This is a genomic window from Cuniculiplasma divulgatum (assembly GCF_900083515.1).
GTDB lineage: Archaea > Thermoplasmatota > Thermoplasmata > Thermoplasmatales > Thermoplasmataceae > Cuniculiplasma > Cuniculiplasma divulgatum.
Window position 1 is genome coordinate 1550130 of the sequence record NZ_LT671858.1, and the last position, 14629, is coordinate 1564758.

The 14629-nt window shown below is 36.6% G+C and carries 13 protein-coding genes, 1 pseudogene and 1 CRISPR repeat array; of the genes and pseudogenes, 7 read left to right on the forward strand and 7 right to left on the reverse strand.

Annotation, left to right across the window (positions count from 1 at the left end; all coding sequences use genetic code 11):
* Positions 1 to 192 precede the first annotated feature (192 nt).
* A complete protein-coding gene (locus tag CSP5_RS07720) occupies positions 193 to 456 on the reverse strand; it encodes a hypothetical protein (RefSeq protein WP_148690050.1) in 264 nt (87 codons plus the stop codon).
* 96 nt (positions 457 to 552) lie between these two features.
* Positions 553 to 924, reverse strand: coding sequence for a hypothetical protein (locus CSP5_RS07725; protein WP_148690051.1), 372 nt, complete (start codon positions 922 to 924; stop codon positions 553 to 555).
* Positions 925 to 956: 32 nt separating this feature from the next.
* Here CSP5_RS07725 and CSP5_RS07730 point away from each other — a divergent pair, with 32 nt between their 5' ends.
* From CSP5_RS07730 to CSP5_RS07755, 6 genes are all read left to right on the forward strand, one after another.
* Complete coding sequence (locus CSP5_RS07730; protein ID WP_148690052.1) at positions 957 to 1196, forward strand: hypothetical protein; 240 nt, start codon at positions 957 to 959, stop codon at positions 1194 to 1196.
* An 11-nt stretch (positions 1197 to 1207) separates the two neighbouring features.
* On the forward strand, positions 1208 to 1582 hold the full coding sequence (locus CSP5_RS07735; protein WP_241869849.1) for a transposase: 375 nt from the start codon (positions 1208 to 1210) through the stop codon (positions 1580 to 1582).
* A 195-nt stretch (positions 1583 to 1777) separates the two neighbouring features.
* The gene (locus CSP5_RS07740) at positions 1778 to 2173 is read left to right on the forward strand and encodes a hypothetical protein (protein WP_148690054.1); all 396 of its coding nucleotides are present in this window, start codon (positions 1778 to 1780) and stop codon (positions 2171 to 2173) included.
* Between the two features lie 15 nt (positions 2174 to 2188).
* A complete protein-coding gene (locus tag CSP5_RS07745) occupies positions 2189 to 3472 on the forward strand; it encodes a hypothetical protein (RefSeq protein WP_148690055.1) in 1284 nt (427 codons plus the stop codon).
* Positions 3469 to 3654: a hypothetical protein gene (locus CSP5_RS07750; RefSeq protein WP_148690056.1), complete on the forward strand. Its 186-nt coding sequence runs from the start codon at positions 3469 to 3471 to the stop codon at positions 3652 to 3654. Before CSP5_RS07745 ends, CSP5_RS07750 begins: the two co-directional genes overlap by 4 nt.
* 415 nt (positions 3655 to 4069) lie before the next feature.
* Positions 4070 to 4591, forward strand: a complete 522-nt coding sequence (locus CSP5_RS07755; RefSeq protein ID WP_148690057.1) for a hypothetical protein — start codon at positions 4070 to 4072, stop codon at positions 4589 to 4591.
* Between the two features lie 376 nt (positions 4592 to 4967).
* On the opposite strand, the gene CSP5_RS07760 is transcribed toward CSP5_RS07755, so the two are convergent.
* Together CSP5_RS07760 and CSP5_RS07765 are read right to left on the reverse strand one after the other, a co-directional pair.
* Positions 4968 to 6209: a TRM11 family methyltransferase gene (locus tag CSP5_RS07760; protein ID WP_148690058.1), complete on the reverse strand. Its 1242-nt coding sequence runs from the start codon at positions 6207 to 6209 to the stop codon at positions 4968 to 4970.
* Positions 6206 to 6943 carry an MvaI/BcnI family restriction endonuclease gene (locus CSP5_RS07765; protein ID WP_148690059.1) on the reverse strand — a complete coding sequence of 246 codons (738 nt, stop codon included), beginning with the start codon at positions 6941 to 6943 and terminating at the stop codon, positions 6206 to 6208. The genes CSP5_RS07760 and CSP5_RS07765 overlap by 4 nt, the downstream gene beginning before the upstream one ends.
* A 121-nt stretch (positions 6944 to 7064) precedes the next feature.
* Between CSP5_RS07765 and CSP5_RS07770 the strand changes: the two genes are divergently transcribed.
* Positions 7065 to 7517, forward strand: coding sequence for a hypothetical protein (locus tag CSP5_RS07770; RefSeq protein ID WP_148690060.1), 453 nt, complete (start codon positions 7065 to 7067; stop codon positions 7515 to 7517).
* A gap of 1707 nt (positions 7518 to 9224) precedes the next feature.
* Here CSP5_RS07770 and CSP5_RS07775 read toward each other — a convergent pair.
* The 3 genes and pseudogenes from CSP5_RS07775 to cas2 all read right to left on the reverse strand — a co-directional run.
* Positions 9225 to 9461, reverse strand: a pseudogene (locus tag CSP5_RS07775) (NYN domain-containing protein); the annotation flags it as partial.
* Between the two features lie 33 nt (positions 9462 to 9494).
* Entirely contained in the window at positions 9495 to 9734 is a 240-nt protein-coding gene (locus tag CSP5_RS07780; protein ID WP_148690062.1) for a hypothetical protein, read from the reverse strand.
* Positions 9735 to 9829: 95 nt separating this feature from the next.
* A CRISPR array of direct repeats spans positions 9830 to 14020; the repeat unit is 36 nt; unit sequence GCTTCAATAGAGCCATGATTATTCAATCATGGAAAC.
* A gap of 318 nt (positions 14021 to 14338) precedes the next feature.
* A complete protein-coding gene (cas2, locus tag CSP5_RS07785; protein WP_021790462.1) occupies positions 14339 to 14629 on the reverse strand; it encodes a CRISPR-associated endonuclease Cas2 in 291 nt (96 codons plus the stop codon).

Genomic DNA, 14629 nt, shown 5'->3' on the forward strand with positions numbered 1-14629 from the left:
GCTTCCTTTGGCTATCCATATCTCATTTTGATCCTTTCCATTCTCTTTTTCTCAATCTCAATAAGCGACAGAATAAACAACAATCCAGAAATCTAATTTTTAACATACGTATGTTCAGCAGATAAATATTCAATAACAACTGTAAAAGGATAAATAGGGATTCTATTATTTAATTAAGTGGGGACATTCGTCTTATCTGCAATATAACTTACTCGTCTCAAATTTCCAATCAATATCAAGAATTTCTTTGAGCTTTTTATCTTCTTGAATGGCATTTTTTTCTATTTCTACTCTCTTTGCAATACAGTTTTTAAAGCCATCATATGTAACGAAAGGAATTCCGTTAAACTGCCTATTCATTAGACCCAAAGCATCTACAACGATAATATAAACAACACTTGAGCCGTGTATTTTGTCTAAACCTATTATTTCTTCTTGAAGTATAGAGCTTTTCATCGCCTCTACAGCAACAACCGGATGTTCAAATTTACAGTAAGACTGTTCAATCCAACCGGCAACATCAACCTTTATTTTTTGACCATAATCCCACTTTTAATACCCGAAACTAACATTCCCGTAGCCTAAAATCCCGTCCCCATCTAGTTTGTTTCTAAGCTCCTGCCTTTGCCAATTATAGAAATCATTTTGTTCGTTTTCATAATAGACAACCTCGGGATAAGTGTCAATACCTATTCCCTTAAGATTTTGAACAATCTCATTTTTAATCTGGATATGCCCCAGTGATTCTGGCAATTTGGGTTGATTGTTTGGATAAATCCCGATTTTTTTATTCACCTTATTGATACTTCTATCAACGAGGCTATGAAGATTACTGTCCATTAAATCATTTTTATCCTCAATTTTAACATCAGCAAGATTGTCAAAACTAATGAGGATTTCTAATAACCTCCCAACAAACACCATAACATTTATTCATGAAACACGCATGTTACTGTATGGGTGATTTACTTGATCATGCAATAAAAGAAAAATACAATTCAATGAAGATAAATGATCCATTAATATTCGTAAAGAATGCCATAGACTGGGATGCATTCACACTGATATGCTCTCTCTATCATTTGGACACTTATAAGAGTGATGATATACTGTTAATGGTATATAAGGATGGCAGATCGGTTCATTCACAAAAAAGAACAGTAAAACGTCTTTTGGATACAAGGGTCATACAATAGTTGATAATAATATTCCTGTTCCAGTAATAAGATCCTATGCTGTGTCAACAGCAAAGGATCATGACACAACCATTGATCTTTCCAAAAGAGGAATCATCGTGTACAGAGACAGAGGATACTTCGGACATGATCCAAGGGGAATAGATGGAACAATGGATCGATCTGTGAGAAATCATAAACTGTCCATTGAATCCATAAGAAGAAATTTAAGGATCTCAAGAAAGAGATCACTTGTTGAATATCCATATTCTGTCATTAAAAGGGTATTTCATTTTGCACATGTAATGATAACAACTGTGAAAAGAGTGAGAGTGAAATTCATGTTTGCATGTTTTGCATACAATGTACAAGCATTGAAGATCATAAATGGATGGCGTGAGCTATGAATTTTTAAAGAAAATTTAAGGAGAAATAGAAGAAAAAGAGTATAATTCTGGAAGTAAATGGTTGAAATTGTTATATTTTCTCTTGAAGAAGACAAGTTTTAACATTTGTGTGGAAAATAATGTGGAAATTAGAAAACCTCTTAAGTAAATTTTTCTTTACTTATATGTATTAATTGTGGGTTGCAATTGTATATTATGGCAGACGAAAAATTTATGAGGACTATGGTAAAGACAATGGCTACTATGCCAGATGAACAAAGAAGAACGATGCTGAATGACAGACTCAGAAGCTTCATCGAACTATCGGACCAGGAAAGGGAAAACGCAATGAAGTCAATGCTAGTCGCGGCCCTTTCCCTGAACGAAGATGAATATCTCAAAATAGCGGAAACTAGAACTCACGTGGTAATGTCCCTGGAACAGAGTGACAGGATGAAGCTCATGAAAACACAACTGGTCGTCGTATCATCTCTTGAACCCTCACTGAAGCAGAAGGAGATGGAAACTATGAGGAAAGTCCTTCAAAGGCTTCCTGAGCAGCAGTCTCAGATGATGAGGAAGATGCTCGCGGAGAATGGGCTGGAACTATAGCGATAGGTGTTTATATTGACTGCAAGTGGATTTTTCGGTCCTTTTTCCCCTGGGACCGGAATAGGTTTTTACATTTTACCCCCTGTTCTGATTCTTCTTGCCATAACTCTTTCCATGACCCTTCCCATAACAAAAAGGGTGAAGTGGTCAACTTACAGAAGACCATTATATGTTACTGCAGTCCTGTTTGAGAATTGGATCAGTGTTGTAGGATTAGTACTAATTCTTGTAGCACCGCCTGGAGTAGGGACCGAATCTAAGGCAATTTATTTTCTACTTACTATAATTATTTTCTGGGCTGCAACAATAGTACTGGCAAGCAAAAGGATACAGAGCAGGTTCATACCCGAGATGGGTCTTTTCAGGCCGGATCTGTTATATCCAACCGGTGCTAACCTGGCAAGGGGTGAAATATTCGCCGGACTTGGCCTTAAACTCATGCTTACCATCACCCCGGTTTCAATACATAACTTTGCATGGCTCCCCGTATGGAACTGGTGGGGTCTTTTATGGGCAGAACTATCCATGGTATTTTTGGTAGCTGTACGGGGCATGACAAAGTTGAAAGTAGTACTGATGGGGCGTATGATAAAACAGAAAATGCTTGGTTGGAGAGGAACCCTGCTCGAAGAAGGTTTCCTTTATCTTGGATTTACGGGACTTTCGTACGGTTTTCTAAATGTTTTCATGGGTTATATCCCTTTTACAGTAGTCTATCCTAGATTTTGGCCCGGAGCACTGATTATGGTTATCGCGGCAATAATACTTATTCCGGTAAGGGGTTACCTGAAGCATAAGGTTGACAGGATAACCATGTCCTACAGGCGCACACTTGGGCTAATGGCCTTGCTATACCTTGGTGTAATGGTTCTCATGTACGGAATGATTGTAATGCTCATGGGAAGATTCCTGGTAGTTACAACAACTCTGGGACTTGTTCTGGGGCTATTTTTACAGATACTTGGTATTAGTGTAATAGTATTTGGCAGGGCAAGATCGATAATGAATGACAGGAAAGGTATGCTGCCTCAGATGCTCTGGGTTTTATCCCATGCAGATGAACAGGACAGACAGAGAGTCATGAAAACGAGATTGGAAATCTTTGCATCAATGAATGAAAAGGAGAGGTATGTAAACATGAAGAATATGTATGATGCCCTTATGCAGCTACCAGATGAAAATCAGTCCAAAATGCTTGGAACACAGATGATGGCACTTTCTTATCTAGAATCAGAAAAAAGGGGCAGGTGCATGCGAACAATGGATAGAATAACTTCAATGGGGGTGTCACAAGAATGAGTGATGTGTTTGACAGGTTGCCTAAGGCCCCAAAGCTGCTATCAAGAATGGCTTGGTTGGAATATTCTACAGTAATTGCTGTTATTGTTTACTCACTAATTATTTTCAACGAAGCTATTCTCGCTATAGGGTTAGTAGGGATATTAATCGTCTATTCCCTTCAGAGACTTGGCGCCGCCTGAAGAAATTAATATCTAAGTGTCTCTTCAACTCTTTGAGGGTAAGTTATAAACTCATATTCATTTAAATTTTTTTGAAATCTGAAGAACTTTTTAAGATTGTCGATATATTAGATTTAGAAAGTGATTATAGACCATGTTAAAAGATCTAACACTCATAATGATGACATGAGGAAGCATTTCTGACCCATAAAATACGAATTGGCTCTAATTTCTATGATAGATGAATAGCAGGAAAAAATTAATATGCTATTAGGAATCTTCAATTATGAAGAATAAAATTCTGGTAATATCTGCAATAGTTGTCGCAATCATCTTAGTGGCAGGAGGTTTGTTCTACTTTACTAACAACTATAAAGTTCAGATAAAACCAAAGACATATACAGTAACCATTGGCCAAGCTGGTTAGCCCTCAGATATGAACTGGACAGTCTCCGAGCCAAATCAACCCTTTAAGTTTGTGAGTTCAAGTAGTTTTATTACTCTTCAACTTGGGAATGGAAAGTATAGTTTTTTACCTTTAGCGTCCCATTCCACTTACTATTCAAGTAGTATTAACATAACCGTATCTGGTTCAAATGTAACGTGTTTAGTAAGTTTTAATGCAATTCCACAATCCATTATTGCAGTCAACGTTGACTTTAACTACTTAGGCACAACAAGTGGTTATTTCGGTCCCTCCACTCAAACATTTGCGGGTTCTAATTATGATGCGGGTTTTACATTGATAGAAGACCTTGAGCTAAAATCAAGTGCCAGTTTATTTGATCATAACATTTCAAGCATTAGAACAAACACTCCCGGTTTTTCCGTAATTAGTATATCACCTGCTCTCCCGGTAAGTGTTTCTCCAGGTGGAACGGTAACTATTGTTGTAACTGTTCAGACCGCGCCAAGCAGATATTCGGGAGCTTTAGATTTGATTATAAATACTTACTAAAATTTCCACAGTTCCACTCTTTCACTCCCATTAGAAATTTTGACAATCAGGCTCAAACGCATGTTTTCTCTTTTTGAATTCAATCTTTACGTAAATTTTATTATATTATTAATCAATGGCTCTTCCGGATTTCAGAAAAACTAGTTAGTATGGAAATCAAAATAATATTATATTTACAAACTAATATTTTTAATACATTTACTTGGTTTTAGCACCTGCAACGATTAATACTATAATCTATTGCTCAATTTCATAGAAAAATATCTTAAAAAATTAAAAGTAATAAATCATTGAATATTACCTAAAAAAAATAAGTAAATCTAATATTTGAATTACCAACATCCAAGATCGATTTCCTGACATTCGTAGTGCAAAACTAATCCTTTCTCATAAGAATGATGTATTCCTTAGTCATAGTATCATCAAGTTTTCCCACCTTGTTAGAAGGGCTGTTCTTTGAGGGCATTCTCTTATTTGGTATGCCTCTTGTAAAAGTCTCAATATTTTTAAACCCATTCTTTTCAAAAAAGCATACGATGGATTTGTCAGTTGGAAGCAACACACCTGCAACCTTCCTGTTGGCTACAACATAACATGCATATCCACCACTCTTTATGGTCTTTGACACATTATTGATTGAACTCCTAAGATCTGAATAAAAGGAATACACTTCCAAAGATCTAACATGGTTTATTCCTTCTACTTCCCTAAGACTTCTATCCAGATCCTCACATCCAAAACTAACGGGCTTTGATTTCTTTCCGCCCATTGATGCTGTATCAACGTTACTCTTCAGGATCCCAAGCCATTCTGAAGAGAGTTTTGAATATTGACCATAGGCAACAGTGGTATGCGAATCTCCATAGGGCGGTGAAGTGATTACGATATCTATTGAATTTTCCCTTATTTTGCTCTTTGGGATTTGATTTACAGTATTGGCAAGATATATCTTTGAGATAGGCTGATAATTGAGTTCAGCCATCTTCCTGTGGAATGATTCATATCCTTTGAAATTCCTGACTAATTTTTCCTTCATGATGGCAAACGGATCTGGATTATAGTCTTTCAGCTTCTCTTTGTTATATCTATATAGCTTGAATTCACCTTTCCTGGTATTGGAGCTTTCCCTTATGGCCTCACTGGCAGTTGCTTCAAAGAATTTCCTGATCCTTTTGTCCTTGATCCTGCTGATATATCTTAATATCAGGCCTATGCCCTTTACTGCATTGGGCTTAAACCAGAATTCAAGGTTTTCTTTATCTATAATCTTTGGCGTTCCCTTTGGAAACATTGTAAATTCAACAAAACGGTCTATTTCGTTGCTTAAATCAATGGGTTCCATATGATATTCTGTCTTTGCCTCTGATATTAGTTTAGCAAGCGGGTTAATGTCGGTTCCAATTACGTTTAATCCTGCCAATAATCCTTCTACCAAGGAGCTGCCAGAACCACAGTAAGGATCAAATAATAAATTCCTCTCTTTCTCTTCCAGCATTCTTATTATGTTTCTTGGAATTTGTGGGATCATCCTTGCTGGGTAATCGTGGTATATATGGGTGTATTCCCTAGTATTCTCATTAAGAAATGTCCAGTCCCTTTCCTTGATCTCTTCTATCATAGCTTCCCCATTTTTGGTATTATCCTATCTCTATATGCAAAGCAGTCTTGAATGTTTCCCTCAAGCACTCTAAATGCTGTGCCATGATCATGAGGTTTTCCTTCATTTTTGCTTCCCTTTGGGTAGATTCCAAGCCTTAGCTCAACCTTTACAATGCCATTGCTGATAAGGGTTATAAATCTTTCAAATGAAAAGCCCATCAAAACCCATGCCTCATTGTAGTTGAATTCCTCATTCATCTTACTTCCCCTTTTATCAGCCTTCACAAGCAAAACTCTATACATTTTTAATTCAAAGGATTTCTTAAGTGTTTCATAATCCCATCCGCCATAGATCTTTCCATGAATATTCACAATGTCAATTCTGTCAGGAGTAACAGCAAGCTTTAATGAAGGAATGCCTTTGATCTCAGTTGTTCTATTTCCATAAAGATCCACATGGAGATTCTTCTTTGTCGGATCATTAACACTCTGGTAGCCGTAATCATCCAGCAGATTTTTTATGGACTCGCCAGGTTTAGGGCTCTTTGTAAAGAGGGTTATCATTGATGATGAATCTTTCCGTATGGATTTTAATTCCACCTTCTCTCCATTTGGCCCTGGAAAGTTGTTTTCTTGTATTCCCAATAGATCTTCAAGTGTTTTGCCTATGCCAGTATCATGGGTTCGATTTGAATGGATCCATTGGTTGCTGATTTCATTTAGTCGATCAACCAATTCGTTAAAGCCTTTCATTTGGTTGTGTAATGGATAAATGTATAATATAATTACTAGAGGTTAGATATTAGCATAGATGCTCATATGCTTTAATACCCCAAATCTTATAGGTTATAATAGCAAAAGAAAATAGTGTGAAGTGAGTAAAATCGGTTTTTCCAATAGGCAGATTACTGGCAACATTGGGCTGTATTACATTTGTTACAAGCTCTCGAGAATGGGATGGAACGTTCTTCCAACATCTAGAAATGCAAAGGGCATAGATATTATAGCTTATGGAAAGCAAGGCGAAAAGATGCTTATGATTCAAACAAAAGGATATACTAAGAAAGCCGCCGTGGGACCATTTAAAGATGTCAGCGAAATTATTGCTGATTTTTATATTGTATCTTGGAATGTTTACACATCGCCCGTTACTTATATATTGACGAAGGAAGAACTGAAATCGGTCTTGTCCAAACACAAAGGGGTGTATTGGGCAGAATCTAAGGATTATGCCAAGGACGACTTTCTCCAAAGATGGGATAAAATTGGATATGGATTTGTAAAAAATGAGGAAATTGAGTATATTACCAAACTTGATCAGGACTAATCAAGTAAATGTTTGATTTTACGATCATTTTTACAATGAAATATCACTTTTTAAAACAACAATCGCCGTCATATCCCAAAGCAGAAACAGAAAAACCTAGCTGCTTGATAGAAAAACCAGAGATATCAGTCTGGGTTCACTCACCACCTCTAATGAATTCTTCATTTTAATCTCTCTATAAATTCCGAGGTAGTCATTCCTATTATTTGCAAATAGATAAATATGGTAAACACCGAGGGATGAATTATGCGAAGTTACATTATTTAAAAATATACACAGTCTGTTGCGCATTTGCCTTTAAAGATAAGCGTGAACTCTTAGCAGGATTTGCATTTTGTGGTTCAGGCTCCAATATACTCTTTTAAGAACTATATTTCCAACGTCAAATGTCTGGAAGTCAGGATAGTCGCTATTCACGTTTGTGCCAAGCATATCTATTTCCTTCTAACTCTTTTATATTGATTCCTATAACTTCCTGATGCCATTGCCTGTATGAACACCAGCTTCAATCTGGCATTAGTTGAAATTGCCAGATAATGTGCTTACAAATTGCACTGAATATATTTTCAAACTCCCATAACAATTCTTAAATTATTTTTTTTATCCAAATCTTCATGTCATGGAAATGATGATCCTTGTCACTGTAACCCTGTCCACTTTTTCAATATTGATTTTTTCATTCATAATTTTTCATCTTAGTTAATTCTACCATGTTATTGATATGAGTATAGGGTTGTCACACCTGTCACACCCATAATTTTTTTTCTTAATTTTCTAATCTTCAACTTTTTGATCTTAGTTAATTCTACTAAGACGTATGACTATTTTAGGGGGGTGTCACCCCTATAATGCTTGTCATATATAGTCGCTTTTTAGGTGTGACAGTGTGACAGGTGTGACAGTGTGACAGCACTGCCCAAATCTTACGTGATTTACTGACTATTTAAGCTGTCACACCCATGACAAGGGGCTGTCACATGTGACAGGGGTGTGACAGCCTTTTAGACAAAAAAGATGTTCTGACCTGTCACATGTGACAGGGGGTGTGACAGGTAGTGTTCTAAAAAGGTATATTTTACAGCATTTACAAGCTGTCACACTGTGACAGGTAGTGTGACAGGGGGTGTGACAAGGTTATAGGTTGAAGCATGTCTGACATTCAAATGGCATGACAGTAGTGAAATATTTCATCCACTAATTAACAGTCTTCTTTCACATTTTATGATATGAGCAAGTCTTTATTGTGCACAGTGTCTATATTCAAGGTATATGTGTCTTAATAGCATATGCTATTTCCTATTCAGTGATGCATTTATAATTTCATGTATGGAGTACCATTTTGTTACGATTTCCGTGTTTGCAAAAATAATACCATGGAAATCCTTTTCATGATCTCATGGATACAAAATCCATGATCATTTACCACACTGTGATAAATGATTTCACAGTAAGCTTGTTCCCTATTTGTTAACAAACAGAAATTTCAGACAGGATTAATTGTGAAATAGATCAATCCAGTATTTTCTGATGCTTACATGGAAGGCAAATTCAGTGTAAATATTGAGATATTTTAAAGATTTTCTATCACTTATTTGTGTCATTATGAAATCTTTCTGATCAAAATCTCACCTTCAACTTCATAAAATCCAATATGTTCTGATTCTGAAATATTTATTCCAAATTCCAGTTCCTTAAATAAGTTTATATTTAGCGATGGAGAGTTGAATATTTAACAAGCACATCTTCAGTAAGAGGGTTTGCTCCATCACAGTTTCGTGCGAGTTCCCCATTATTATCTTTATTTGCAGACCAAAGATATACCATGGTTCCCTGATCTTGGACATATTTGACTACTGGAATGAAATCAGTATCTCCAGATACAAGAATGATATTTTGTATATTTGATTTTGAGAGTGTGATCATGTCCACTGCAAGCTGGATATCTACCTGTTTCTGTACAAAATGAAATCCTACCTTTTATTTCTCTCCACGCCCAACTTTAAAATTAGCCAGTTTTTCTAACCTGTCAAGGAGGACTTCATTTGATTTGAACTCACAATCATACACATAAGTTCTAAACAAAGAAGAATTATGTTTCTGGCATAATAAATCACAAAATGATTTATAATCAAGTTTGAAGGTGCCTTCCATGTGATTCAGCACTTCCTTTTTCAAATAATAGTTGTCAATAAGTATTGCTGCCCTTTCTTCACTCATTTTTTCTCCGCCTGTTTTCCTGAGATATTAATAATATGAGGTCTTCCAAAAACATTCACAAAAAACCATTTTCATGGTTATGTTTGCACAAATAAATTTCAATAGAGCCATGATTATTCAATCATGGAAACTAGTGGGCACTCTCGATATATGAAAGGATGGATTGCATGCTTCAATAGAGCCATGATTATTCAATCATGGAAACCAAGAAGTGGAGGGACATGTCGCCGCAGCAAAGAAAGGCTTCAATAGAGCCATGATTATTCAATCATGGAAACTCTTTAACTTTTCAGGCTTCAAGTACGGGATACAACGGCTTCAATAGAGCCATGATTATTCAATCATGGAAACCACCAGTAGCATTCTTTGTTACTGTTGAAGGGAAATCGCTTCAATAGAGCCATGATTATTCAATCATGGAAACCTTCACTCAGGGAGGGGACATTAAGGTCTCTGTCCTGCTTCAATAGAGCCATGATTATTCAATCATGGAAACACCCCAGACCTCTTCGCTTTCTTTCTGTGAGAGATTGCTTCAATAGAGCCATGATTATTCAATCATGGAAACGGCGTCAGATTCATCCAATGCCATCACCAGATCTGTGGCTTCAATAGAGCCATGATTATTCAATCATGGAAACTTTCTCCACCAACCTGCAACCAGAAGGAGGAATTTGTGCTTCAATAGAGCCATGATTATTCAATCATGGAAACAAGTCATTGTTATTGTTCCTATCCCAGAAACTCCTCCGCTTCAATAGAGCCATGATTATTCAATCATGGAAACGTTGTTTTACCGGCTTTTGAGAAAAATCCAGACATGGGGCTTCAATAGAGCCATGATTATTCAATCATGGAAACTATAGTTTTTTTTCAAAATATTTTAGTAGTAGTAGTGCTTCAATAGAGCCATGATTATTCAATCATGGAAACTCATATCACTGATGACAAAATATGTCAATCGAATGACGCTTCAATAGAGCCATGATTATTCAATCATGGAAACAATGGAAATTTGATGGTGATTTTTGTTGTAAACAGTTTGCTTCAATAGAGCCATGATTATTCAATCATGGAAACAAAGAGGACTATGCCAAATACTATTATCCAGTTTGCAGCGCTTCAATAGAGCCATGATTATTCAATCATGGAAACATAAAGGAATTCTTCCTTGAAGATGGTTGGATTGTTAAGCTTCAATAGAGCCATGATTATTCAATCATGGAAACGTGAATTTTCTTTTATTTCAGGATATCGATGTATTGCTTCAATAGAGCCATGATTATTCAATCATGGAAACGGTTGCTGCACATTGAGGTATGTATGAAGACCTTGTGCTTCAATAGAGCCATGATTATTCAATCATGGAAACTCTTATCATGTGAGCATCAGCCATACTGTAAGATTGAGCTTCAATAGAGCCATGATTATTCAATCATGGAAACATAGTTGATATTTACCAAATGTAAGGGGATTGAAAACTGCTTCAATAGAGCCATGATTATTCAATCATGGAAACTTTGTAATGAAGTCATGCCATCGTATCAGGTAAGGGCTTCAATAGAGCCATGATTATTCAATCATGGAAACAACATAGGGAAAACAAGCGATTCTATTGATTTATATAGCTTCAATAGAGCCATGATTATTCAATCATGGAAACTTGGGCTCTATGGAAACACTGGCACAATGCATATAATGCTTCAATAGAGCCATGATTATTCAATCATGGAAACCCGGACTAAGTACCACATACAAAGACCCAATAACCGTGCTTCAATAGAGCCATGATTATTCAATCATGGAAACTAAGGAATTATCTTGAGTATTTTATCCAGATTTTCTTCGCTTCAATAGAGCCATGATTATTCAATCATGGAAACCACCTCCAAGGTTTTCTGGGTTGGCTCCCTTTTACTGGCTTCAATAGAGCCATGATTATTCAATCATGGAAACATCGTGAATGATTACATACACTGAATCTGTACCAGATGCTTCAATAGAGCCATGATTATTCAATCATGGAAACCCTGTATCGGCAGGATTTACTGAGGATGATACTGAAGCTTCAATAGAGCCATGATTATTCAATCATGGAAACAGTTACTGGTAAGAATGTCAATGCAATCGTCAATTCGCTTCAATAGAGCCATGATTATTCAATCATGGAAACTTGTTCAGCTCTGCCACCGTCATGTTCGTCTCGACATGCTTCAATAGAGCCATGATTATTCAATCATGGAAACCCCAGTACTGAGGACGAGAACTGCACGCTCAGGGGACGCTTCAATAGAGCCATGATTATTCAATCATGGAAACTACGAGATTGCATAAGGTTCCTGAAAGGTGTGATCACGCTTCAATAGAGCCATGATTATTCAATCATGGAAACAGATCTATGAACTAAATGGACTTCCGGTGCCTGATCCAGCTTCAATAGAGCCATGATTATTCAATCATGGAAACGTTCTTCCCCTGATGAGAAAGTCAGGAGAGCTGTGGAGGCTTCAATAGAGCCATGATTATTCAATCATGGAAACAGTATGGGATAGGGTGCGACAGCCATGATATCATGCCGCTTCAATAGAGCCATGATTATTCAATCATGGAAACCCTCCGTGGAAAGTCTTGCAAGTTTTAACGCAATCATGCTTCAATAGAGCCATGATTATTCAATCATGGAAACTGCCACACCAATTTCGTGTCGTACAGATGAAATTTCTTCGCTTCAATAGAGCCATGATTATTCAATCATGGAAACGTTACCATAAGAGCATTGACAAAGTATGGGTCGAGTGCTTCAATAGAGCCATGATTATTCAATCATGGAAACTTCTATAGATGAAGCATGTTTTTCAACACCATTAGGCTTCAATAGAGCCATGATTATTCAATCATGGAAACAAGTTATCCGAGTAAGCCTGTTCCACCGTTTACAGCAGCTTCAATAGAGCCATGATTATTCAATCATGGAAACGTGTGATACAAGTCGGAGTGCTAATGAAAATGTGGCAGCTTCAATAGAGCCATGATTATTCAATCATGGAAACGATCTGGAATATGAATGTTGTAAACTGGAAAAGCTGGGCTTCAATAGAGCCATGATTATTCAATCATGGAAACTTTTTAAAATGAATAGTAGATATAATAGTTTTGAGAGCTTCAATAGAGCCATGATTATTCAATCATGGAAACAATCATTCAAAAAATAAGGAGGAATTGAAGAAATGGCTTCAATAGAGCCATGATTATTCAATCATGGAAACAAGATAACAGTAAAGTCATTTATCCAGACTATAAACGCTTCAATAGAGCCATGATTATTCAATCATGGAAACCATCGACAATAAGCAACAGCCATGCGATATACACCCAGCTTCAATAGAGCCATGATTATTCAATCATGGAAACCATTCCAGAAATGCCTTTAAGGGAAACAAACATCAAAGCTTCAATAGAGCCATGATTATTCAATCATGGAAACAATAAAGGAGTTTAAAGGCATGGATACCAGAACCATAAGCTTCAATAGAGCCATGATTATTCAATCATGGAAACTCCTCAAAAACATACTAGACCGGGAAATGACAGAAAGCTTCAATAGAGCCATGATTATTCAATCATGGAAACAGAAAACTCGCAGAGGAACTCCCACAGGAAGAGGAATGCTTCAATAGAGCCATGATTATTCAATCATGGAAACCAGATTGTGAATTCACAGCTCCACATTCAGGGCATTTGCTTCAATAGAGCCATGATTATTCAATCATGGAAACACCATACTGGGCCGTTGTTCACGGGATTTCTTCTGTGCTTCAATAGAGCCATGATTATTCAATCATGGAAACAGCAGACCTGATAATAGAAAATAAAAAAATCGAACTGGCTTCAATAGAGCCATGATTATTCAATCATGGAAACAACACTCCTACGGAAAATAGAAGATACCTTCAATCCCAGCTTCAATAGAGCCATGATTATTCAATCATGGAAACATAAAGGAGATCGAACAAACAAGGAAGGCGAAACAATGCTTCAATAGAGCCATGATTATTCAATCATGGAAACTCGATGGTACTGGAAGTTCAATACACAGCAAACCAATGGCTTCAATAGAGCCATGATTATTCAATCATGGAAACTGGACAGATGCAGATCATCCAGATCAGGGCCTAGATGCTTCAATAGAGCCATGATTATTCAATCATGGAAACCAGATCTCCCATGAGTTTGTCTGACTGTTCAGGTGCGCTTCAATAGAGCCATGATTATTCAATCATGGAAACAGGTATATATGACTAGTATTTGTATAAAGTTTACTTTTGCAGCTAAAACTTCAAATATTGATACGTGATAATTTATTTTTGCGAGAGAATGGCCATATTCTGTGGAACAAGAGTAAGATGTGGAAAGCTACCCATTAGAATAATCCATCATAAACCGTGAATTACCAAGATCGAGAGGGAAATGAAGTATTATCAAAGGTTCGCCTCTCGCAAAAAGGCAGTGATGTTAACGATCAGGATGAGATCCAATTCTCCACCTCCTGCCAAAGGCAGTGTTTTTCATCAAAACCGATTGGTAAATTAGGATAAATTCAAGCTTTATATAATGATTGCTCCACGATCCTCAAACTTTTTTACCTTCCCTATTGACATTATCTTATCTTGATATTTTGAACTGGAATTTCCAAGGTCAAAAATAAGGACACTATCCTCAGAATGATTTAATATGTGAGAAAGCTCAGAGATCATAATAATCTTTTCTTTATCGGATAGATCACAAATAAAGACAGAATACTGCAGTGCATCTCCATAGCCCTTCATTTTCTTGTATATCTGTCCTAATCTTTTTTGATCTGTTATATCATAGGATACCAAATATTTTCTTCTCAT

What these genes read in the sequence shown, in the direction of transcription:
- CSP5_RS07740 (WP_148690054.1), top strand. Translation starts at nt 1,778, where the DNA reads ATGGCAGACGAAAAATTTATGAGGACTATGGTAAAGACAATGGCTACT.
- CSP5_RS07720 (WP_148690050.1), bottom strand. Translation starts at nt 456, where the DNA reads ATGAAAAGCTCTATACTTCAAGAAGAAATAATAGGTTTAGACAAAATA.
- CSP5_RS07750 (WP_148690056.1), top strand. Translation starts at nt 3,469, where the DNA reads ATGAGTGATGTGTTTGACAGGTTGCCTAAGGCCCCAAAGCTGCTATCA.
- CSP5_RS07730 (WP_148690052.1), top strand. Translation starts at nt 957, where the DNA reads ATGGGTGATTTACTTGATCATGCAATAAAAGAAAAATACAATTCAATG.
- CSP5_RS07765 (WP_148690059.1), bottom strand. Translation starts at nt 6,943, where the DNA reads ATGAAAGGCTTTAACGAATTGGTTGATCGACTAAATGAAATCAGCAAC.
- CSP5_RS07755 (WP_148690057.1), top strand. Translation starts at nt 4,070, where the DNA reads ATGAACTGGACAGTCTCCGAGCCAAATCAACCCTTTAAGTTTGTGAGT.
- CSP5_RS07780 (WP_148690062.1), bottom strand. Translation starts at nt 9,734, where the DNA reads ATGAGTGAAGAAAGGGCAGCAATACTTATTGACAACTATTATTTGAAA.
- CSP5_RS07760 (WP_148690058.1), bottom strand. Translation starts at nt 6,209, where the DNA reads ATGATAGAAGAGATCAAGGAAAGGGACTGGACATTTCTTAATGAGAAT.
- cas2 (WP_021790462.1), bottom strand. Translation starts at nt 14,629, where the DNA reads ATGAGAAGAAAATATTTGGTATCCTATGATATAACAGATCAAAAAAGA.
- CSP5_RS07725 (WP_148690051.1), bottom strand. Translation starts at nt 924, where the DNA reads ATGGTGTTTGTTGGGAGGTTATTAGAAATCCTCATTAGTTTTGACAAT.